We start from the raw sequence: 22,687 nt of genomic DNA on the forward strand, positions 1-22,687 counted from the left end.
AACGACCCCACAACAACAATTCAGCGATCAAGAACTCATGGAAGAGACAAGCAACGCCATGGCAGGCCAGAGCCGTTCCTCTGTACCCCTGACGCTCGACGACTCGAGTGTGTCCGGGCGCGTCCTTCAGGTCGCTGATTGCCACCGGCTGCACAGCAGCTCGGACGCCACCGCGGCAGAGACCGTGGAGCGCCCGGAAAACGCCGAATGTTTCGAAACGCCTGCAACAGACGCCGTCTTTGCACCAAGCCCAACCATCAAGTTGCATGAACTCGACAGCGCTTCGGACGAGATCGAGATTACCCGGCTGCCCTGGGGATATGCAGTGACCAGAAAGACCCGCACTCCATGATTCAGCACCAGCACTTGATTTCATTTCACGCTTAAGGAAGACGACATGAAAATCGCCATCGTTCACGATTGGTTGGTAACCTTTGCTGGCGCCGAACGCGTGCTCGCCGAACTGCTCGACATCTGGCCGGAGGCCGACCTGTTCAGCGTGATCGACTTCCTCTCGGACGAGGATCGGGCGCAACTGCAAGGCAAGCAGGCGACCACCACCTTCATCCAGCGCCTGCCCCAGGCCAAGAAGCGCTATCAGACCTATCTGCCGCTGATGCCGCACGCCATCGAGCAACTCGACCTGTCCGGCTACGATCTGATCATCTCCAGCAGCCATGCGGTGGCCAAGGGCGTCCTGACCGGTCCGGACCAGCTGCACATCAGCTATGTCCACTCGCCCATCCGCTACGCCTGGGACCTGCAGCACCAGTACCTCAAGGAAGCCGGTCTCGACCGCGGCCTCAAGGGCAAGCTGGCGCGCGTCATCCTGCACTACGTGCGCATCTGGGATCAGCGCACCGCCGCCGGCGTGGACGCCTTCGTCGCCAACTCCCACTTCATCGCCCGGCGCATCAGCAAGGCCTATCGCCGCGAAGCCAAGGTCATCTATCCGCCGGTCGACATCAGTCGCTTCACCCCCAGCGGCGGCAAGGAGGACTTCTATCTCACGGCGTCGCGCATGGTGCCCTACAAGCGCATGCCCATGATCGTCGAGGCCTTCAGCTCGATGCCCGACAAGAAGCTGGTGGTGATCGGCGCCGGCCCCGAATTCGAGAAGGCCAAGGAAGTCGCCGGCCCCAACGTCACCCTGCTCGGTTACCAGGACTTCGACTGCCTGCTCGACCACATGCGCAGAGCGCGGGCCTTCGTCTTTGCCGCCGAGGAAGATTTCGGCATCACCCCCATCGAAGCCCAGGCCTGCGGTACCCCCGTCATCGCCTATGGCCGGGGTGGCGTCCTGGAAACCGTGCGCGGCCTCGATGCGCAACACCCCACCGGCGTCTTCTATCCGGAGCAGACCGCTGCCTCGCTATGCGCCGCCGTGCGCCAGTTCGAGGCCCTGGAAACGCCGATCAGCCAGCAGGCGTGCCGGCAGAATGCCGAGCGCTTCGCCACCAAGCGCTTCCGTCAGGAAATGCGCGCCTTTGTCGAGGCCCGGGTCGCTGCGCTGCATCTGCCCGCCGATCTGGATCTGGAGATCGTGACACCCTTTCCCAGCAAGGCTCTGCAACCGAGTTCGCTGAGCACCGCCTGATGGTTACTCCTTCACGTCCATGAATTCCCGCGCCCAGACTCGATACTCCTGCAGGGTCGAGTACTTGGTGGAGAGTTCGGACGCGGACAGGTCGGACGCGGTGATGTCGCGCTGCTCTCTGAGGCAGTCGTAGGTCGCCTTGATCGCTGCGAAGTAGGCCGCATGCCCGTTCACCACCACCCGGACCCCGGCCTTGGCCAGGCGGGCGTTGTCGCGCAACTGGGGATTGCCGTAGGTCACCAGCATTACCGGCACGCTCAGGTGCTGGGTGATCTCTTCCAGATGAGCGAAATCGCGAATGCCGACCATGCAGATACCGTCCGCACCCGCGGCCTCGTAGGCCTTGGTGCGGGAGATGACTTCCTCGGTGCTCAATTCGGTGGCGTTGGTGCGGGCGAAGATGCTCAGGGCCTCGTCGATACGGGCTTCCAGCGCACCCTTGATCTTGCCGATGCCTTCTTCGACGCTCACCAGATCCGTGGACTTGCGACCATAGCCGGCCGGCAGCACGGTGTCCTCGATGGTCAGGGCAGCCACCCCGGCGCGTTCGAGTTCGGTGATGGTGCGCATCACGTTCAGCGCATTGCCGTAGCCGTGATCGGCGTCGGCGATGATGGGCAGCCGGGCGACCCGCCCGATGCGCGTGGCCTGCTCGACGAACTCGCTGAGGGTGATCAGGGCGAAGTCCGGCGCGGCCAACACCTGCAGGGAAGCCACCGACCCGCCGAGGATGCCCATTTCGAAACCCAGGTCGTTGGCGATGCGCGCCGACATGGGATCGAAGACGGACGCCGTGTGATAGCAGCTGTCCGATTTGAGCAGGGCTCTGAACGCTAGACGCAGCTTGTGCGGGGAGGTTGGCTTCATAGGATTTTCCTTCTGGGAGATACCGAACAGACAATGTTAGCGCGACAAGTACTGGTCACACGACCGGATGTCCGGCTTTGAGATAAATCGATTCATCCAACTGACCCACGGTCGTCGCCTGGCCTCGCTCTTCGAGAGCCGCAGGCCCCGCGTCGAACGTCAAATGAATGCGGATCGGCAGCGCAGCCAGCCACCTGGCCAGGCGCGGGAAATTTCGATACCCAAGCATGCCCGGGCAAAGTGACAATAGTGGCCAGGCCTTGCCTTCCTGCCAATCCCGTCACTGCATAATGCCATCATGCTCGCCGCTGCTTTCCTCGAACGCTTCACCGCCCTGGATCTCTTTCTAACCCGCCATCAGCACCTGTGGCGACCCAGACCCTTCGTCGAACGGGAGCTGGCCTGGGAATCGAGCCATGCGGAGCTGGCCCGCTGGCTGCGGGCCCGCAGTCTGGAGGAAGCCGAGGCCGCCCATAATACCCCTCAGCTGCTGGCTGCACCTGAGCCCTTCCGCTCCCTGGCAGAGACCTCGCTGGCGCTCAGCCAGGTCCACGCCTACCCAGACGCTCCTGGCCGCACCTTGTCCGGCAGGCAAGACGTCGACGTGCCGGGGCGCAAGTGGCTGCAGATCGAAGCCTTCAGTCGCAAACTGGACTTCCGGCAACCGGTGCAGCGCTGGGTCGACTGGTGCGCGGGCAAGGGCCACCTGGCCAGGCACCTGACCCATCAGGGTGCGCCAGCCGTCTGCCTGGAGTTCGACGCGGCCCTGGTCGAGGAGGGCGAAAGGCTCAGCCACCGGGGCCGGGCCCCGGTGCACCATTATCAGGCCGATGTGCTCCAACCGCTGGCAGGCGACCAGCTCGGCAGTCGCGACACGCCCGTCGCCCTGCACGCCTGCGGCGACCTGCACACCCGGCTGATCAAGGTGACGGCAGCGCGCGGCTGTCAGCAACTGGCCCTGGCGCCCTGCTGCTATGACCGCATCTCTGCCGAGGTGTATGACCCGTTGTCCACTGCGGCGCAGGCCTCGGCGCTACGCCTGGACCGCGAAGCCCTGCGCCTGGCGCTCTGCGAAACCGTCACCGGCGGGCAGCGGGTGCGGCGGGACAGGGACCTGTCCATGGCGCGACGCCTGGGATTCGATCTCCTGCAACGCGAACTCAGTAGGCGCGACGTCTATCTCAATACGCCGCCGCTACCCAGCCACTGGCTGCGCCAGCCCTTCTCGGCGTTCGGTGCGGAGCTGGCGCGGCGCAAGGCGCTAAAGCTTCCCGCGACGATCGACTGGCCGCTGTGGGAACGTCGGGGCTTCCAGCGGCTGGCAGAAGTTCGTAATCTCGAACTGCTGCGCGGCCTGTTCCGCCGTCCGCTAGAACTCTGGCTGGTGCTGGACCAGGCGCTGTTCCTACAGGAACAAGGTTACAGTGTGACGTTGGGGACCTTCTGTCCGGCCAGCCTGACACCCCGGAATCTGCTGCTGAGCGCGGAAAAACCCTGCCCGGCATAGGCCTACAGCCGCTCTATCCTGCACGTTTGTCGGAATCTGAGCTGAGGAGTGTAAAAAATACCTTTTGGTGATGGACTTCTCACAAAGTCTGCACAATAGTTAGGTTGCAATCTCGCAAAAAAAGCAGGAATAACAAAAATGCGCTACTACCTGCCCGTTTGGACCGGCGTTGCCGGTTGCCTCGTCTTCGCCCAAGCCCAGCTGCCCTGGCTTGCGGTGGCCTCGCTCCTCGTCAGCTGGTCGTTCCTGTTGTTCTCCCACGACAACTCGAGAAATTCAGCCTGGCACTCCAAGATTTCCAACCTTCCCGTCAATTCCCCCCTGAGTTTTCAGTCCCATCATCGCCATTGAGGCGTGTTTCAGGCCAGGGACTGGCCTACACCCGACCTGACCGGTCTGGCTGTCTCATTGTTTGGTGAAGCAGCTCACAATTCCCACATCCCGCGTTAAAGTCCGACGGAACGTTTTCCTCCCTTCCGCTGCCCGGGCAAGCCACTCATCGCACCCTGATGCGAGAGAAGTGTGCCAGCCGTCCGCCCGCGCTGTGACGCACTCCCCCCTTCTTCACTTCCCCTCCTCCGCCGCAGTCCGACTGGCGTGCTATTTGCCCTGATCTGGGCCAACTCGACAGCGCCTTCCCGCCTTTTTACCGTGTGAACCTCTTTATCAGTGCCGAGTCCTAACGTCGCTACAGCCATCATGGCATTTAGCGATCGGTGGTCAGTCATCGGTCCTAGAGCGCCATAGTGAACATTTCATACGCTGGTAGCTGCCTCGCCCAGTTGAAAGTTCGTGCACGGTATACGCACAAGGATGGAACCATGAATTTGAAAGAACGCGGCATTTTGCATACGAATTCCTCGGCAATCTCGCTCGCACACCGCCTGCTCGACCTCGCCGTGATCACGCTGAGCGCCTATGTGGCAGGCACCTGGGCGTCGGAAACCGGCATGCGTCCCGAGCATTGGGTCGTCATCTTCCTGTCCTTGCTGATCTTCCATTTCCTCACCGAGCTGAACCACGTCTATGGTTCCTGGCGGGGTGAGCGCATCACCGACGAACTGCTCAAGATCGCCACCTACTGGGTGCTGACCTTCGCGACCGTGTTCATGGTCGACTACTTCTTCTTCGATCAGTCCTATCTCTCGCCTGGCGTGATGCAGGGCTGGCTGGGTCTGACGCTGGGCACGCTGTGCGGCTATCGCGTGCTGCTGCGCTCGATCATGCATTCCCTGCGCAAGGCCGGCATCAACACCCGCAATGTCGCCATCGCCGGCAACGGCATGGTCGCCCAGCGCCTGGCGCACACCATCAGCACCGCCCCCTGGATGGGCCTGCGCATCGCCGGTTTCTACAGCGACAACCAGGACACCGGTGAAGAAGGCGTGCCCAGCCCGGCGCTGAATGGCGGTCTGGATCGCCTCATGCAGGACGTTCGCTCCGGCCAGGTCGACAAGGTATACATCACCCTGGGCATGGCCGATCAGAGCAAGATCAACTGGCTGGTCCAGGAGCTGAGCGATACCACCGCGTCGGTCTACATCATCCCGGACATCTTCATGTTCCACCTGCTGCATGCCCGTAGCGAGAGCCTGGACGGCCTGCCCAGCATCAGCATCTTCGATACCCCGATGGATGGCGCCAGCCATATCGTCAAGCGTATCGAGGACATCGTGCTGTCTTCGATCATCCTGGCCATGATCTCCCTGCCCATGCTGGCCATCGCCATCGGCATCAAGATCACCTCGCCCGGTCCGATCTTCTTCAAGCAGAAGCGCTACGGCATGGACGGCAAGCCGATCGAAGTGTGGAAATTCCGCAGCATGAAGGTCATGGAAAATGGCGCCAAGGTCACCCAGGCGACCAAGAATGACTCCCGCATCACCCCGTTTGGTGCATTTTTACGACGTACGTCTCTCGATGAATTGCCTCAATTCATTAATGTACTCCGCGGCGAAATGTCCATCGTGGGTCCCCGTCCCCATGCCGTCGCTCACAACGAGCAATACCGCAAGCTGGTGCAGGGCTACATGCTCCGCCACAAGATGAAGCCCGGCATTACCGGTTGGGCTCAGGTCAATGGCTGGCGCGGCGAGACCGACACCCTGGACAAGATGCAGAAGCGCGTCGAGTTCGATCTGGACTATATCCACCACTGGTCCTTCTGGTGGGACGTCAAGATCATCTTCCTCACGCTGTTCAAAGGCTTCATCAATAAGAACGCATACTGAGTCTGGCCGGGGCCGTTGGCCCCACTACTCAGCACGACGATCTGGAGCCTGGACTCCCGACTCTAATTACATCGGCAGCGAGCAACTCCTGTACGGGCTTTGCTGGGCTATCTGCCGTCGATACCTGTTGTCCGGACAACAGGAAGGTTTTTGAAGAATGATCAAGTCGATATTGGTTGTATGCGAAGGGAACATCTGTCGCAGCCCGGTCGCAGAAGCACTACTGGCCAAGGCGCTGGAAGGCCGTGACGTCCAGGTCGGTTCGGCCGGCATCAGGGCGCTGGTGGGCCACGGCATGGAAAAGACCGCTCAGGAGGTATTGCTACGGGAGAACGGCATCGATTTCACCACCCACAAAGCTCGCCAGGCGGATGCAGAGATGCTGCGCAAGGCGGATTTGATTTTGACCATGGAAGAGTTCCACTCACGCTCCGTCGAAAGTATTGCTCCTGAAGTCAGGGGTAAGGTTTTTCTGATCGGGAAATGGTTGAGCAATCAAGAAGTACCAGACCCTTATCGCCTTTCTAAAGAGATGTTTCAAAATGTCCAAATACTTTTGACGCGCTGTGTAGACAGTTGGCTTCCATACATCAAATAGGGAAGAAGGAATTTCATGACCACGATGCCTCGCTTTACTCCCGAAGTTAAAAATGAGTCGGATATCAACTTCTCCGCACTCTTCGGAATGTTGATCGATTACAAATGGCAACTGCTGTCGGTAATCGGCATTTTCGCTGCGCTCGGTATTGGCTACGCCATCCTGGCCACGCCGATGTATTCGTCCAACGCCATGATCCAGATCGAAATGGAGAAGAAGGGCGTTACCCGACTGACCGACCAGACCAGCGGCATGCCGCCGCCCATGCCCGAGGCGGTGACCGAGATCGAGCTGCTCAAGTCGCGCTCGGTGATCGGCAAGGCGATCGAGAACCTCAAGCTGGATATCGAGGTCAAGCCGCGCTATTTCCCGCTGATCGGCAACTTCGTCGCGCGCCGTTTCGAGCCGCAGAATGAAACCGACGTCGCCTCTCCCCTGCTCGGCCTGAACAGCTTCGCCTGGGGCGGCGAGAAACTGGTCATCGACCAGCTGGAAGTGCCGGACAGCAACCTCGACAAGCCGATGAAGCTGAAGGTCGAGGACAACCAGAACTTCACCGTCTTCAACGCCGACGACGAAGTGGTACTGCACGGTGGCCTCGGCCAGCCGGTGAGCAATGCCGGTTACCAGATCAAGGTGACTACGCTGCAGGCTCGCCCCGGCACCGAATTCACCATCATGAAGAAGCGTTTCTCCAAGACCATCCAGGAATACCAGGGTCGCATCGTCGCCGGTGAGCGCGGCAAGATGTCGGGCATCATCGGTGTCGGTCTGCAAGACGCGGATCCGCTGAAGGCCCAGGCCATCGTCCAGGAAGTCGCGGACATCTATGTGCAGCAGAACATCGATCGCAACGCCGCCGAGTCCACCCAGAGCCTGGAATTCCTGCGCGCCCAGATCCCGGTCGTGAAATCCGATTTGGAAAAGGCCCAGTCCGCGCTGAACTACTACCAGACCAACAAGAAGTCGGTCGACATCGACAGCGAGACCAAGGGTGTCCTGGAACAGACCGTTGCCCTGGATAATCAGATCTCCGAGCTGAACCTCAAGCGCACCGAGATGGACCGCAAGTTCACTAGACAGCACCCGGCCTACCAGGCGCTGATGAGCCAGCTGGGCCAACTCCAGGCCGAGCGCGCCAAGCTGCAGAAGCGCGTCGAAGTGCTGCCGGAAACCCAGCAGGAACTGCTGCGCCTGAACCGCGACATCGAAGTGACCGGCCAGACCTATGCGCTGATGCTGAACAAGGCCCAGGAGCTGGAAGTCATTCGCGCCGGTACCGTGGGTAGCGTCCGCATCATCGACAACGCCAACGCCAACGTCGACGATCCGTCCGCCCCCAACAAGCCGCTGATCATCGCCGTCGCCATCATCCTGGGCGGCATCGTCGGCCTGGCCATCGTCTACACCCGTCACACCCTGCGTCGCGGTGTCGAGACCCCGGAAGCCATCGAGCAGATCGGCCTGCCGGTCTACGCCTCGATCCCCTACAGCAAGAACCAGGCGGACACCACCAAGGTACTGGGCACCAAGCAGCCAGGCGAGTCCTCGCTGACCGCCCTCACCCATCCGACCGATCTGAGCACCGAGGCGCTGCGCAGCCTGCGTACCAGCCTGCACTTCGCCATGATCGAGGCCAAGAACAACATCCTGATGATCTCCGGTCCCAGCCCGGGCGTCGGCAAGTCCTTCGTGTCCTCGAACCTGGCCGCGGTGATCGCCGAGTCCGGTCAACGCGTCCTGCTGATCGATGGCGACATGCGCAAGGGCTATCTGCACAAGCTGATGAACACCAAGCAGCAGGACGGCCTGTCCGATCTGCTGAGTGGCCGCATCGCCCTGAACGACGCCATCAAGAAGACCGAAGTCGGCAGCCTGGATTTCGTCTCCTGCGGCCAGTTCCCGCCGAATCCGTCGGAACTGCTGATGAGCCTGAGATTCACCACCGTGCTGAAGAAATTCAGCGAGCTGTACGACATCGTGATCATCGACACCCCGCCGATCCTGGCGGTGACCGAGGCCGGCATCATCGGCAGCCACGCCGGTACCAGCCTGATCGTCGCACGTTTCGGCGTGAACAGTGTCAAGGAGCTTGAGGCGACCAAGCGCCGCTTCGACCTCAACGGCATTCCGCTCAAGGGCGTGATCTTCAACGCCGTGGAGCGCAAGGCCAGTAACTACGGCTCCTACGGCAACTATCACTACTCTTACGAGCAGAACGCCAAGAGCTGATGCACGACCCCGGCTGGACGGTCCGAGCGCCGTCCAGCCAATCCCTTCAGGGATCGCGGCAGTATTCGTACAGGCGCATCGAACAAGAAACTACCTCACACAGCGATTTCGAAGGGTTCGCTCCTGAACCCGGCCACGCTTGGCAGCCTTGGATCTCGACGCTGTACCGGATTGATGATTCTGAAGAATAGGAACACGCCAATGAACGTAGTCATGGTGCTCAACTACAAGGCCCCCAACGAAACCATCAGTTGTGTGGAGAGCATCCTCAAGCACTGCCCGTCCATCGATCACGCGGTGGTGGTGGACAATGATTCCCAGGACGGCTCCATCGACGTCCTGCAACGCTGGCAGGCCGACAACGGCCTGAGCCAGGTCACCGTGCTCGCCAGTCCACGCAACGACGGCTACGCCGGTGGCAACAACTACGGCATGCGCTGGGCGCTGGACAACCTGGCGGTCAAGCATTTCTGGGTCGTCAACAACGACGCCTACGTCAAGGACGATGCCTTCGCCCCGTTGCTGGCCGAGCTGCAGCGCGCGCCCAAGACCATCGTCGGCTCGGTGATCCTGAGCTCCCAGACCGGTCGCCTGGAATGCTATGGCGGCGGCATCCTCTACCCGCTGCTGGGCAAGTCCAAGCTGCTGGGCAAGGACATCGCGGTCAGCGACATCGCCAAGCTCGATCGTGAACCCGACTACATCATGGGTTGCAGCATGGCCTTCTGCGCCAGCCTGCTGACCGAGATCGGGTTCATGGACGAAGCCTACTTCATGTACTCCGAAGAGGTGGACTGGCAGTACCAGGCCAAGCGCAAGGGCGTCGCCCTCAAGGTGCTGCGGGAGAGCCAGCTCTATCATTACGGCTCGATGAGCTCGGGCGGACGCAGTGCCTTCTATCACTACTTCCGCAATCGCGCCGCGACCCGCTTCAATCGCAAATTCCATGGCACGCCCTACGCACTGGTCTCCGCCGTGCTGCTGTCCGGCATCACCGTGCTCAAGGAATTCAAGAATCCGAAACTGGCCTGGTCGGGCGTGAAGGGCGCCTTCAAGGGAGCGACGATGCATGTCTAACCTACGCACCCAAGCCTTTGGTATCGACTTCTTCACCGGTACCAAGGACGAGCTGATGAGCTCGATCAGCCAGGACATCCACCGGCCCTACAGCTACATCGTCACGCCAAACATCGACCATGTCGTGCAGCTGCAGAGCAACCCCGACATGCGCGAGTCCTACCAGCGCGCCGGCAAGCGCATCTGCGACAGCCGGATCCTGATGCCCATCCTCAAGTCGCTGGGGGTGGCCGTACCCGAGGTCATCACCGGCAGCGATCTGACGCTGAGCATCCTGCGCAAGGCCAACGACGAACGCCTGTCGGTGGTGTTGATTGGTTCGAGCGAGAATGACGTGGGCAAGCTGCGGCGGATGTATCCGCACATGCAGCTGGCGCACTACAACCCGCCGATGGGCTTCATCAACGATCCGCTGGAAACGCAGAAATGCGTCGACTTCGTGATGCAGAATCCGTCGGAGTTCATCCTCTATGCCGTCGGGGCGCCGCGTCAGGAAAAGCTCGCGCGGCAGATCGACAGCAGCAAGCGCACCGGCGTCGGCCTGTGCATCGGCGCGTCCATCCTGTTTGCCGTCGGCACCGTCAAGCGGGCGCCGCGCTGGATGCAGAAGGCCAAGCTGGAGTGGCTGCACCGGATGTGTTCGGAGCCCAAGCGGCTGGCCAAGCGTTACGTGCACGATGCGGTGAGCATCCTGCCCATCTATCTCAAGGAACGCAGCAGTCGACGCACCTGAGGGGCTGCCCCGCAGCGTTCTCAGCCGCAAGGAAGATGACCACCGGACAAGCAGTCCGGTGGTCCCGTCTGGATGGGTAGGTCTATGAGCATTCTCCGTAAAAGTACCGTTTCCTTCGTTCTCCTGGTTCCGTTGCTGATCCTGCACCTGGACGTGTTCGGCGAAAGCCCGCACAACCCGGTCGGCATCCTCTATCTGAACGAGTTGTACCTGGCCATCTGCATGGCCTTCACCTTCTTCTACCTGCTGACCAGCATTGGTACCCAGCAGCGCGAATTCAAGATCCTGATGACCTACGCCGTCTATTCGTCGGTGGTCTTCATCGGTCTGCCAGCGATCTTTTCCTTCCTGTTCTACGGCCAGCCGCTGGTCTATGGCCTGATCGAGGAGCGGCGGATCCTGTTCAGCTTCGGCTTCGCCACCCTGATGTTCCTGGGGCGCAACATGAGCGCCTCGCAATTCGAGAAGGCCCTGCTGATCACCGCTCTGCTGGCCGCCGTCATGGCCTGGATGTTCAAGTTCGGCGTGCTGCCGGACCTGCGGGACAAGCAGTCCTCCTTCGACCGCCCGGACCGTTCCTCCATCGGTGCGCCGGCGCTGTGCCTGGCCTACTTCTACTGCATCCAGACCTGGAACAAGGGCATCTCGCCGATCGATGGCTCGGCGCGCAGCAAGACCGTGCACATCGTGCTGGCCATGGTGTTCCTGCTGACCCTGGTGTTCGGCACCCAGACCCGGCAGCTGATCGTGCTGGCGCTGGTGTTCACCGTGTTCTGCCTGAAGAGCAAGTCGATCGTCTGGATCTGCGTCTCCGCGCTGCTGCTATCGCCCTTCTTCATCTTCCCGGACCTGATGAAGGTGCTGGGGTTGAACCTGGACTTCTATGCCCAGTCGGTGCAGGACGGCCCCACCGACGGGGTGCGCGAGCAGACCATCGGCTACATCTTCTCCCACCTCAGTCAGAACCACTGGTTGCCGAGCGGCTCGCTGTCGCTGATGTGGAACAACGGCTTCATCCCCTACTTCGGTGAGTACTTCTTCCTTTCCGACGTCGGCGTGTTCGGCACCCTGTTCCGCTTCGGCTTCCTGGCCTTCATCATCATCCCGGTGTCGCTGTTCCTCTACTATCGCTGGGCGAAGATGCTGCACCCCGATACCGGTTTCGTGGTGACCGCCACCCTGGCGCAGCTGGTGATCTGGCCGCTGGCCGGTTTCTTCGAGTACCTCCAGGCCACCATCTGCTACCTGCTGGTGATCCAGGCGCTGCGTGCGCTGCACCATTACAGCTCCGCATCCGTCCAGGAGACCTACGTCAGCAGTCCCTACCCGCGTCCGAGCAGCCAGCTGGCTCGCCCGGTCTGATCCCGCGTGCCGCCCGACGTCGGTCGGGCGGCCTCAAGGAGTTTTCACCCCCACGATGTCGATGATCAAAAACAGCACCTGGAACATCCTGGGTGTCGTCATTCCCAGTGCCATCGCGCTGCCCACCATGGGCGTGCTGTCGCGCCTGCTCGGGGTCGAGCAGTTCGGCCTGTTCACCCTGGCCTTCGCCATCGTTGGCTATGCCACCCTGTTCGATGCCGGCCTGTCGCGGGCGGTCATCCGCGCCGTGGCCATGCACCATGGCGACAAGGGACTCAACCGGCTGGTCATGGGCACGGCCACCGGCGCCGTCATCGGCCTGAGCCTGCTGGCGACGCTGCTGCTGTGGTTCGGCGCGGGCAAGGTGGTGAGTCTGCTGCACGTCTCGCCCGAACATTTCGACAATGCCGTGGCCGGCTTTCGCTGGCTGAGCCTGTGCGTGCCGCCCTTCCTGCTGGCGACGGTCTGGTTCGCCTACCTGGAAGGCAACGAGCGCTTCGGTGAATTCAACATCCTGCGGACCTTCTCCAACAGCCTGCTGGCGATCGCGCCGCTGATCGCGGTGCTGATCGAACCGAGCTTTTCCGCCACGGTGATCGGTCTGGTGCTGGCGCGGGTGGTGTCCATGGCGCTGGCCTACTGGCCGCTGCACAAGGACTTCCCGGAAGGCATCCGCACCTTCAAGGTCGAGGTGTTCAAGGAACTGCTGAAATTCGGCAGCTGGATGACGGTGAGCAACATCATCAGTCCGCTGATGGTCTACTTCGACCGCTTCGTGCTGTCGCACATGGTCGGCGCCAGCCGCGTGTCCTTCTATACCGCTCCGGCCGAAGCGGTCTCGCGGATGCTGATCATCCCCAATGCCGTGGCCCGGGTGGTGTTCCCGCTGCTGAGCAAGAGCGGCGACGACGCCGCGCGCCAAGCCAACAAGGCCTTCTGGGGCCTGCTGCTGATCAGCCTGGCGATGGTGCTGCCGATCCTCGTCCTGGCGCCCTGGATCATGACCGTGTGGATGGGTCCGGAGTACGGCGGCGATGCCGCGCAGATCCTGCGCATCCTGGCGGTGGGTTTCATCTTCAACGCCCTGGCGCAGATTCCCTTCGCCAAGATCCAGGCCCGCGGCCATTCGCGGACCACGGCGATGATCCATCTCGCCGAGCTGCTGCCCTACCTGGGTCTGCTGGTGGTGTGCATCCAACACTTCTCCATCATGGGCGCCGCCATCGCCTGGACCATCCGGGTGACAGTGGACTACCTGGCGCTGGAATACTTCGCCCGGCGCACGCCGCCGCTGCAACCCACGCCGGTCTACCAGCAGAGCTCCTGAGGGAGCCCTGTCCAGACGAACTTACGCAACACACGAGAGGTGCTGTCCGTGTCACGAGTGAAACGTCGTATCGGTGGTGGCCTGCTGGCCACCGTATTACTGTCCGCGGCGCTTTATAGCCAGGCTCAGCCACAGCCGGCGACAGCCAAGGTGGATCTCATCGGCATCAACCTGTCGGCCGCCGGCTTCGCCGGCCAGGTGCTGCCCGGCGTGGAAGGCACCAACTACTTCTATCCCACCGAGGATTACTTCCGCCGCTACGCGGCCAAGGGCATCCGCTTCATCCGCTTCCCCTTCCTCTGGGAGCGGGTGCAGCCCCAGCTGGGCGGTGAACTGGATCAGGCCCAGGTCGCCCTGCTGCAGCGCACCCTGGACTTCGCCGACAAGTACGGCATCCGGGTGATCCTCGACCTGCACAACTACGCGCGCTATCGCGGCCAGCTGATCGGCTCGCCCCAGGTGTCCTATGCCAGCTACGCCGATGTCTGGAAGCGCCTGGCGCTGACCTTCCAGAAGCATCCGGCGCTGTACGGCTACGATGTCATGAACGAACCCCATGACACCCAGGGCCTCTGGCCGCGGGCGGCGCAGACGGCCGTGGACAGCATCCGCACGGTGGACATGAAGACGCCGATCTTCATCGCCGGCGACAGCTGGTCCAGTGCCCAGCGCTGGCCGCAGGTGAATGGCGATCTGCTGATCAAGGATCCGGCGGACAACCTGATCTACGAGGCGCACATCTACTTCGACGAAGACTCCAGTGGCAACTACGCCTCGGGCATGAAGGGCGTCCATCCCATGATCGGCGTGGAAAGAACCCGCCCCTTCATCGAGTGGCTGAAAAAGCACAATTTGCGCGGCTTCATTGGCGAATATGGGATACCTGCACACCCGCAATGGCTGGAAGCCATGGACAATCTGCTCAGCTATCTGGGCGAGCAGTGCGTACCCAGCGCCTATTGGGCGGCGGGTCCGGGCTGGGGCGACTATCCTCTGGCCATCGAACCAAAGAATGGCGCGGAGAAGCCGCAGACGGCCCTGCTGGAAAAACACCTGAACAAACATGACTGCGAAGTCATAGGACCTCGTTAGCGGAGATATGACAGATTTCGAACGGCGTCACCTTTTTCCGCTCCGGTGGCGCTGAACTCGATGGCCAAGGGCCAGTCCTAGACCAGCAGACTCAGGTGCTCGTACAACTAAAAGCTGAGACCCGAGTTCTCTCGCCGCTGGATAGGCTGGCCGCATGGAATCCAGTCCCCTGTCGAGGACCGTTATGTCTCGCGAAGGAACACCATGAATAACCGGCTCGTTGCTTCTACCTTCCGATTTATTCCTCTTGCTCACACTCAATCAGCAATCAAGGACGAATGACATGAAAACCAAATTTACCGCTCTGGCCTTGCTGTCTGGCATCGTCCTGCAGGGTTGTGCCTACTCCCCGGGTCAGTACCTGGATCAGGACGACCTGAAAAGCGATCCGAGCATCCAGGGCACCAAGGTCCAGCTGATCCCGATCACCAGCTCGCTGCTGATGAGTCAGGATTCCGCGGCCCTGTCCAAGGCTCCCGACCTCAAGCCCCTGCTGGACTACAAGCCGCAGGCTTACCGCGTCGGTGCGAGCGACCTGCTCTACATCACCGTCTGGGATCACCCCGAACTGACCGCTCCGTCCGGCGCCCAGCAGCAGCTGGAAGCCAACGGTCGCCTGGTGCGTCCGGATGGCACTCTGTTCTACCCCTACGTCGGCACCGTGCGCGCCGCCGGCAAGACCCTGGAAGAGATCCGTACCGATATCTCCCGTCGTCTGGCCACCTTCATCGACAATCCCCAGGTCGACGTCAGCGTGCTGAAGTTCGGTAGCCAGAAGGTCACCATCTCCGGCGCCGTGAACAAGGGCGATGCCATTCCCCTGACCACCAAGCCCATCACCCTGGTGGAAGCCCTGGGTCAGGCCGGCGTGGCCAACAGCGGTGGCGCCGATCTGACCGGCGTGACCCTGGTGCGTGACGGCAAGGAATACCGCCTGGACACCGACAGCCTGAACCGCAAGGATTCCAAGCTGTACGGCATCTACCTGAAGGACGGCGACAGCCTCCACCTGCCCTACAACGATGCCCGCAAGGTCTATGTGGTCGGTGAAGTCCGCGCTCCGGCAGCGGTCAGCTACAAGATCACCAACCTGAACCTGATGGAAGCCCTGAGCCAGGCCGGCGGCATCCAGCAGGAAACCGCCAACGCCGATGCCGTCTACGTCATCCGTGGCCCGGAAGACCTGAAGGCCCCGGGTGCCACCGCCCAGGTCTTCCACCTGGCGGCCAAGAATCCCACCGCCTATGTGCTGGCGCAGAACTTCCATCTGCAGCCGCAGGACGTGGTCTTCGTCGGCCCGGCCGGTATCACCCGCTGGAACCGCTTCGTCAGCCAGCTGCTGGGCTCGACCAACATCCTCTCCACCAGCGCCAACCTGAACAGCAGCTTCAAGTAACAGCGCTCGCTTGCCGTCATGCCGGTTACCGCCGCGCATGACGGCAATTCCCCTGATGTTCCGCGACCCCCCTCCTGCCTTCCCGCGCTACACCTCCTCGCCCACACGTCTGAAACCCGCTGCCTAGACAGGCTTTCCAGCAGACGATTAATTATTTCGATACCTATTAACCCGGTAATTGCTGCCGCTCGGCTTGGCGCTGGCAGTTTTTCGTCACGCTTTTGCGTAATGTAGCTAACCTGATACCGAAGTTGGGCACGTTTAAGGACTGGGTGTGGCGTCAGGCAAGGCAATTAGAGCAGGGTCCCGCTTGGGTTGGTGGAGCAGGCTGACGGTATGGCTGTTGGGCTCCCTGTCCCTCATGGGGACGGCCCTGGCCGCGCCCGCCAGCGTGGCCTTCTGGTATGCGGAAAAGCCGCCGGTGGCCGAACTCGCCCAGTTCGACTGGGTGGTGCTCGAACCCGGCCATGCCAGTGCTGCCGATGTCCGCGCGCTGCACGACGGCGGTGCCCAGCCCTTCGCCTACCTGTCCATCGGCGAATTCGCCGGCGATGCGGCGGCGCTGGAGAAGGCCGGTCTCAGCGCGGGTGCCAGCCCGGTGGCCAACAAGGCCTGGGGCAGCCAGGTGATGAACCTGGCAGCGCCGGTATGGCGAACCCACCTGCTCGAACGCGCCGCCCAGCTGGCCAAAGCCGGTTACACGGGGCTGTTCCTCGACACCCTCGACAGTTTCCAGCTGGTGGCCGAAGACCAGCGGGAAACCCAGCGCCTGGCGCTGAAGAGCCTGCTGGCCGAGCTGCACCGCCGCCAGCCAGCGCTCAAGCTGTTCTTCAACCGTGGCTTCGAGGTGCAACCGGAATTGCCCGGGGTGGCTGCCGCCATGGCGGTGGAATCCCTCTACGCCGGCTGGGATGCCGGCAAGAAGACCTATCGTCCCGTCAGCGAGCAAGACCGCGAGTGGCTGAAGCCGCGGATCGAGGCGGCGCGCAGTGCCGGTATCCCGGTCATCGCCATCGAGTACCTGCCGCCGGAGCAGCGTGAGGAAGCCCGGCGCCTGGCCAAGCGGCTGCGCGACGAAGGCTATGTGCCCTATATCACCACGCCCGATCTCAATACCCTGGGCATCAGCTCGGTGGCCCTGCAGCCACGGCGGCTGGCGCTGCTCTACGACGGCCGCGAAGGCGCCCTGCGCCAGTCGGCGGTGCACCGTTTCCTGGGCAGTGCCCTGGAGTATCAGGGCTATCGCCTGGACTATTTCGATGCCTCCAAGCCGCTGCCCGCGGCCTGGCCCAGTGCTCTCTACGCCGGGGTGGTGGTGTGGATGACCAGCGGTCCGCCCCCTCATTCCCGGGAATTCAGCGACTGGATCGGCCTGCGCCTGGACGAAAAGACCCCCCTGCTGATTCTCGGCGGCCTGCCGCTGGACAACGAGGCCCTGCTCAAGCGCCTGGGTCTGGGCGTCAGTCGCAAGCCGCTGCCCGACGGCCTGACCCTCAAGGTGCTGGACCCTGCCCTGGCCGGCAACTTCGAAGCACCGGTCAAGTTGCGCACGCGTGACCTGCCCGCCGTGCAGACGCTGCCCGGTGGGCCGACCCCGGTGGTCAGCCTGAGCGGTCCGGGCGGTACCTTCGTGCCCATGGGCGTGGCCTCCTGGGGCGGCTTCGCCTTCGGCCCCTATGTCATGGAAGACGGTCCCGAAGCCAGTCGCTGGATCATCGATCCCTTCGCCTTCACCGCGAAGACCCTGCAACTGCCACCCCTGCCGGTACCCGATCCGACCACGGAGAACGGTCGACGCATCGCTACCGTGCACATCGACGGCGACGCCTTCGCGTCCAAGGCGGAGATTCCGGGGGCGCCCTTTTCCGGCCAGGTGGTGCTGGAGCAGTTCATCCAGCCGCATCCCTTTCTGACCTCGGCGTCGATCATCGAAGGCGAGGTCGGCCCCAAGGGCCGCTATCCGGAGCTGACCGCGCAGCTGGAGCCCATCGCCCGTCGCCTGTTCGCCGATCCCAAGGTGGAGGTGGCCACCCACACCTTCAGCCATCCGTTCTTCTGGCAACCGGCGGTGGCCGAGCAGAGCGAGAACTTCGAAGCCCAGTACGGTTACATGATGCAGATTCCCGGCTACGACAAGGTGGATTTCACCCGGGAGATCGTGGGTTCGACCCGCTATATCAACGAGCGCCTGACCACCCCGCAAAAGCCGGTGAAGATGGTGTTCTGGTCCGGGGACGCCCAGCCGGATGCCGCCACCCTCAAGCTCGCCTACGACAATGGCCTGCTCAACGTGAACGGCGGTAACTCGCACATCACCCGGTCGCAGCCTTCGGTGAGCGGACTCTATCCCTTCATCCGCCCCACCCCGGGCGGCCTGCAGTTCTATGCGCCCATCATCAACGAGAACGTCTACACCAATCTCTGGCGCGGTCCCTACTACGGCTTTCGCGATCTGCTCTATACCTTCGAGCGGACCGAGCACCCCCGGCGTCTGCGCGGCCTGCATCTCTATTACCACTTCTACTCGGGCACCAAGCAGGCGTCACTCAAGGTCATGGAAGAGATCTACCAGGGCATGGCCGCCGAACATCCCATTTCGCTGTGGATGAGCGACTACCTGAGTCGCCTGCGCGGCTTCTATACCGCCAGTCTCGCCCGGGAAGACGACGGCAGCTGGTCGATCAAGGCCCTCGACGGTCTGCGTACCCTGCGCCTGGATCCGCGCCTGGGTTGGCCGGATCTGCAGCGCTCCAGGGGCATCGCCGGGGTCCGCGATCTGCCGCAGGGGCGTTATGTCCACCTGGCCGGCGCTCAGGCGCGGCTGGTCCTGCGCGACAGCCGCGACCCCACCCCCGCCCTCGAAGAGGCCAATATTCCGCTGCAGCAGTGGGACTACCTGTCGCCGACGCGCATCCGCTTCGCCTTCGCCGGGCAATTTCCGCTGGAGCTGACCCTGCGCGCATCCTCGGCCTGCGAGGTGCGGGTCGGCCGCGAGCGCTACAAGAGCCAGCCGGCTGCGGCCGGACTCCAGACGTTCAAACTTCCGCTAACACGAGTGAGTGACGGTGAGATCGTCTGCGGCTAAGAAAACCCGGCTCCTGAGTGGTTGGACGCTGCTGGGGGTCGCGCTCCTCACCGCACTGGTGCTGGTGCTGACCTTTCATGGCAAGCAGGTCTTCCTGCCCGGCGAGGAGCCGGCCGATCAGGTATCCATCAGCTACGCCCAGGTGCTGCTCAAGGCGACCCCGGACGACACCGGGCTGCGCATGAAGCTGATCGACCAGCTGATCGCCCTCGGGCGCATCGACGAGGCGCGGCGGCAATTGCAGCTGCTGCCGAAACCGCTGGCGTCGACGCCCTTCTATGCCCTGGAGCTGGACATCCTGCAGGCGGAAGCCCAGCCGCAAGGCCTGGCCGATGCCGATCGCGAGCGCCTGGCCCAACAGCTGAGCGCCCTGGACGTGGCGACCCTGAGCACGCCCCAGCTGCAACGGGTGGCCGAGCGCGCCCTGCAACTGGGCGATCCGGCCACGGCGGCACAGCGTTATGTCGAACTGGCCCGCCGCGATCCGCCCCGGCGCCAGCAATGGCTGGAGCAGGCGGCGCGCTGGAGCCTGGCCGGCGGTCGTCAGCAGGAGGCCGCGCGCCTCTATCTGCGCCTGGCCGATCTCGCCGATTCGGCCGAGCAACGCCAGGGCTACCGGCACCAGGCCTTCGATGCCTGGCTTGCCGCCGGCCAGGGCGCCGAGGCCGCCGCCCTGCTGGAGCAGGAACTGCCGCGGCTGCAGGCCGATGCCAGCGGTCTGGCCTGGCTGCAGGCCGGGGTGGCCGCCGCCCAGGGCAGCGGGCGCCTGGACCTGGCCCAGCGCCTGATCGATCGCTGGCGCGAGTGGCAGCCGGACGACCCGGCCGCCCTGGAGGCCGCGTACCGGCTGGCCCTGGGCCGAGGCGACACCGAACGTGCCTGGGAAGAGGGTCATCAGCTGCTGGCGCTACGTCCGGACGATGAAAAACTGCTCGCGGAACTGGCCCAGCTGGGCGAGTGGACCGGGCATATGGACGAAGCCCTCGACCTCTGGTTGCGCCTGCTGGCGCGCCAGGACGATCCGGAACGGCGCGATCATGCCTGGAAGCTGGCCGCCCGGGCGTTTCGCTTCGATGCCGTGGTCGAGTTGCTGGCCGAGGCTTCGCGGCAACGGCAACTGGACAAGACCGAACTGGATGCGCTGATCTTCGCCTACGAATCCCTGGGCGATCCCGCCGCCGAGGAGCGCTGGCTGCGGGACTACCTCCGGCGTCAGCCGAAGCAGCGCCTGGCCTGGGAGCGGCTGCAGCAGCTGCTGGCCCGTACCGAGCAGGGCGACGCCGAAGCCGCAGGCTGGGCCGCGTTCGGCAAGAGATTCCCGCTGACCAACGCGGAGTATCTGACTTGGGCCGGCACCCTGTGGGAGCTGTTCAAGCCCGAAGAAGCCTGGAAGGTGCTCGAGGGCATGCCGGCCAAGCAGCGGCAGGGCGTCGACTACTGGCGGCTGCGGGCGGAGCTGGCCTGGGAGCTGGAGCGCGACGGCGAGGCTCAGCTGGCCTTCGAACGCCTGGCCACGATCGACAAGGGCCTGACCGCCAACGACGAGGATCGACTGCTGGCGATCTATCTGCGCACGGCGCCGCGCAAGGCCCTGGCCTTGCTGGAAAAGAGCTGGGAAAAGAGCAAGAACCAGAAGCGCCTGACCGACGCCCTGCAATGGGCCGAGCAACTCAAGGACACCGCGGCGCTGGAGCGGCTGCTGGCCAGTGCCGCGCGCGAGCCGGCTTCGGCCGACAATCCCGCGGTCTGGCTGGCGCGCTCGGGGCTGGACTTCCAGCGCGGGCGCATCGCCCAGGCCGAAGAGGGCTATCGCCAGGCCTTGCAGCGCTTTCCGGATGACGACCGCTTCCGCGAGCGGCTGCTGTGGCTGCTCATCGACCAGAATCGCCAGACCGAACTGGCCACCCTGCTGCGCGACTGGAAGGGTCGGGCCCGAGACAGCGACGTGCTCTGGTTGCCCTTCGGCAGCGGTCTGGTGCTGCTGGGCCAGGCGGAAGAGGCGCTCGGCTGGTATCGCCGCTACCTGGACGCCCATCCCCAGGACTGGCTGGTGCAGGCCGCCTACGCCGACGCCCTGGACGCCGCCGGTCACCAGGACGCGGCGCTGCGGCTGCGCAAGGTCGTCACGCCGCACCTGGCCAACGACGAGGTGCCGGCCACCCCCGAGCGCTATGCCACCTACCTGCGTCTGCTCTCCAGCCTGCGCGGCCCCCAGGCGGCGCTGGCCCAGGCGCGTGCCTGGCAGGATGGCTCGCCGAGCATGCTGCAACTCTGGTTCGATCAGTGGCTCGACGCCCTCAGCCAGAACAACGACGACGGCCTCAAGGGCGAATGGCTGGCCTGGGCCAAGAGCCGTGGTCTGAAGGTGCGCCAGTACGAGCAGTTGCAGGAAGTCCTGCGCCGGCAGAATCGCGGCGAGCTGGAAAAGCTGCTGGCGGCCGGCGATCTGGATCCGGCGCAGCGTGTCGAGGTGCTGCAGCGCCTCGGCCATGCCGGCGACGCCCAGGCCGCGGCCCTGACCGCCGCCGGTGACGAGCCGCCGGAGGTCATCCAGCGGCAGCTGCTGCGCCAGGCCACCGAGCAGGCCGAGCGCACCCCCAACGGCGTCCAGGCCGGCTGGGAACGCCGCGACTATGGCGGTCTGATCGAACAGGGCACCGAGGTGCGCGCCGCCCGGCGACTCAGCGATGACATCTATGCCGATGTCCAGCTCAAGCAGAATCGCGTGGAGAGCAGTGGCCTCAAGTCCGATGCCCTGGGCAACGAACACCAGATGCTGCTCAAGGTGCTGAAGAACCTGGCCGATGGCGGTCTGGAAACCACCGTCGACGCCAGCCAGCGTTCGGACAGCAATCGCCTGGGCCTGGGCGTCGCCCGCACCTGGCGTATCGATGGCAACACCGAGATCGAAGCGGCCCTGGACTGGCACCGGCAACCCGACGAGAGCGGCTATCTGCGCGCCCTCGGCCGGCGGGATAGCGTCAGTCTGGCCGGTCGTCACAACCTCACGCCACGCGACCAGCTGAGCTGGCGGGCGGCGCACAATCGCTATTCCAGTCGGGACGGCGATGCCCTGGGCAGCGGCTTCGCCTTCAACCTGGAGCTGAGCCACATGATCTTCTTCGAAGGTCCCACCTGGCAGGTGCGCAGTGGCATCACCTATCAGCAGAACAGTGCGCGCAGCACCCTGCCCGCCAGCGTCACCCGCTACCTGCAACCGCTGGCCGGCAGTGGCGAGAACGGCGAGGTCACCGTGGCCGACCTGGAAGCCCTGGGCGGCACCCAGCTGTTGCAGGATCGCTATGGCCAGCTCTATGTCGGCAGCAGCTGGCGACGCGGCATTCCCGGTTCGCTCAACCGCACCCATCCCCAGTACAGCTGGCTGGTGGACACCCTGGTCGGCTGGCAGTGGACCGAGCGCGAATTCAACTACGGTTTGAATGTCGGCCTGGGCATGGTAGTGCTCGGCGACGACGAACTGGCGTTCACCGCCGGCTACCAGTCCGCGCCCCAGGGCAGCGGCGGTCAGGCCGGCAGCACCCTGGGCATTCAATACAGCAATCGAATCGGTCGCTAGGCCGCT

Annotated in this window: 16 protein-coding genes; 15 read left to right on the top strand and 1 reads right to left on the bottom strand. The window is 63.4% G+C overall.

What is annotated here, in order from left to right; translation table 11 throughout:
• Nucleotides 1-37: 37 nt before the first annotated feature.
• Together PSEK12I1_RS0100435 and PSEK12I1_RS0100440 are read left to right on the top strand one after the other, a co-directional pair.
• Nucleotides 38-352, top strand: coding sequence for a hypothetical protein (locus PSEK12I1_RS0100435; protein ID WP_037006539.1), 315 nt, complete (start codon nt 38-40; stop codon nt 350-352).
• A gap of 45 nt (nt 353-397) precedes the next feature.
• Nucleotides 398-1,597, top strand: a complete 1,200-nt coding sequence (locus PSEK12I1_RS0100440) for a glycosyltransferase family 4 protein (RefSeq protein WP_027598154.1) — start codon at nt 398-400, stop codon at nt 1,595-1,597.
• 3 nt (nt 1,598-1,600) lie between these two features.
• Here PSEK12I1_RS0100440 and PSEK12I1_RS0100445 read toward each other — a convergent pair whose 3' ends face one another.
• Nucleotides 1,601-2,464, bottom strand: coding sequence for an oxaloacetate decarboxylase (locus tag PSEK12I1_RS0100445; protein ID WP_027598153.1), 864 nt, complete (start codon nt 2,462-2,464; stop codon nt 1,601-1,603).
• Between the two features lie 298 nt (nt 2,465-2,762).
• Between PSEK12I1_RS0100445 and PSEK12I1_RS0100450 the strand changes: the two genes are divergently transcribed.
• From PSEK12I1_RS0100450 to PSEK12I1_RS0100510, 13 genes are all read left to right on the top strand, one after another.
• The gene (locus tag PSEK12I1_RS0100450; protein WP_037006541.1) at nt 2,763-3,971 is read left to right on the top strand and encodes a methyltransferase; all 1,209 of its coding nucleotides are present in this window, start codon (nt 2,763-2,765) and stop codon (nt 3,969-3,971) included.
• A 138-nt stretch (nt 3,972-4,109) separates the two neighbouring features.
• Nucleotides 4,110-4,322 (top strand): hypothetical protein, encoded by a 213-nt coding sequence (locus PSEK12I1_RS0100455; protein WP_027598151.1) that lies wholly within the window; start codon nt 4,110-4,112, stop codon nt 4,320-4,322.
• A 470-nt stretch (nt 4,323-4,792) separates the two neighbouring features.
• Nucleotides 4,793-6,202, top strand: a complete 1,410-nt coding sequence (locus PSEK12I1_RS0100460; RefSeq protein ID WP_007161398.1) for an undecaprenyl-phosphate glucose phosphotransferase — start codon at nt 4,793-4,795, stop codon at nt 6,200-6,202.
• Between the two features lie 157 nt (nt 6,203-6,359).
• Nucleotides 6,360-6,800, top strand: a complete 441-nt coding sequence (locus PSEK12I1_RS0100465; protein WP_027598150.1) for a low molecular weight protein-tyrosine-phosphatase — start codon at nt 6,360-6,362, stop codon at nt 6,798-6,800.
• Between the two features lie 15 nt (nt 6,801-6,815).
• Nucleotides 6,816-9,032 carry a polysaccharide biosynthesis tyrosine autokinase gene (locus PSEK12I1_RS0100470; protein ID WP_027598149.1) on the top strand — a complete coding sequence of 739 codons (2,217 nt, stop codon included), beginning with the start codon at nt 6,816-6,818 and terminating at the stop codon, nt 9,030-9,032.
• A gap of 201 nt (nt 9,033-9,233) precedes the next feature.
• Nucleotides 9,234-10,109: a glycosyltransferase family 2 protein gene (locus PSEK12I1_RS0100475; protein ID WP_027598148.1), complete on the top strand. Its 876-nt coding sequence runs from the start codon at nt 9,234-9,236 to the stop codon at nt 10,107-10,109.
• On the top strand, nt 10,102-10,842 hold the full coding sequence (locus PSEK12I1_RS0100480) for a WecB/TagA/CpsF family glycosyltransferase (RefSeq protein WP_027598147.1): 741 nt from the start codon (nt 10,102-10,104) through the stop codon (nt 10,840-10,842). The genes PSEK12I1_RS0100475 and PSEK12I1_RS0100480 overlap by 8 nt, the downstream gene beginning before the upstream one ends.
• An 84-nt stretch (nt 10,843-10,926) precedes the next feature.
• Nucleotides 10,927-12,204 (top strand): hypothetical protein, encoded by a 1,278-nt coding sequence (locus tag PSEK12I1_RS0100485; protein ID WP_027598146.1) that lies wholly within the window; start codon nt 10,927-10,929, stop codon nt 12,202-12,204.
• A 55-nt stretch (nt 12,205-12,259) separates the two neighbouring features.
• Entirely contained in the window at nt 12,260-13,531 is a 1,272-nt protein-coding gene (locus PSEK12I1_RS23405; protein WP_074583494.1) for a flippase, read from the top strand.
• Nucleotides 13,532-13,588: 57 nt separating this feature from the next.
• A complete protein-coding gene (locus tag PSEK12I1_RS0100495) occupies nt 13,589-14,623 on the top strand; it encodes a glycoside hydrolase family 5 protein (protein ID WP_027600354.1) in 1,035 nt (344 codons plus the stop codon).
• A 283-nt stretch (nt 14,624-14,906) separates the two neighbouring features.
• Nucleotides 14,907-16,019, top strand: a complete 1,113-nt coding sequence (locus PSEK12I1_RS0100500; RefSeq protein ID WP_027598144.1) for a polysaccharide biosynthesis/export family protein — start codon at nt 14,907-14,909, stop codon at nt 16,017-16,019.
• A gap of 361 nt (nt 16,020-16,380) precedes the next feature.
• Nucleotides 16,381-19,104: a bifunctional glycoside hydrolase 114/ polysaccharide deacetylase family protein gene (locus tag PSEK12I1_RS0100505; RefSeq protein ID WP_187697312.1), complete on the top strand. Its 2,724-nt coding sequence runs from the start codon at nt 16,381-16,383 to the stop codon at nt 19,102-19,104.
• Nucleotides 19,085-22,681, top strand: coding sequence for a tetratricopeptide repeat protein (locus PSEK12I1_RS0100510; RefSeq protein WP_027600356.1), 3,597 nt, complete (start codon nt 19,085-19,087; stop codon nt 22,679-22,681). Before PSEK12I1_RS0100505 ends, PSEK12I1_RS0100510 begins: the two co-directional genes overlap by 20 nt.
• Nucleotides 22,682-22,687: the final 6 nt, after the last annotated feature.

The organism is Pseudomonas sp. MOIL14HWK12:I1, assembly GCF_000510705.1.
GTDB lineage: Bacteria > Pseudomonadota > Gammaproteobacteria > Pseudomonadales > Pseudomonadaceae > Chryseomonas > Chryseomonas oryzihabitans.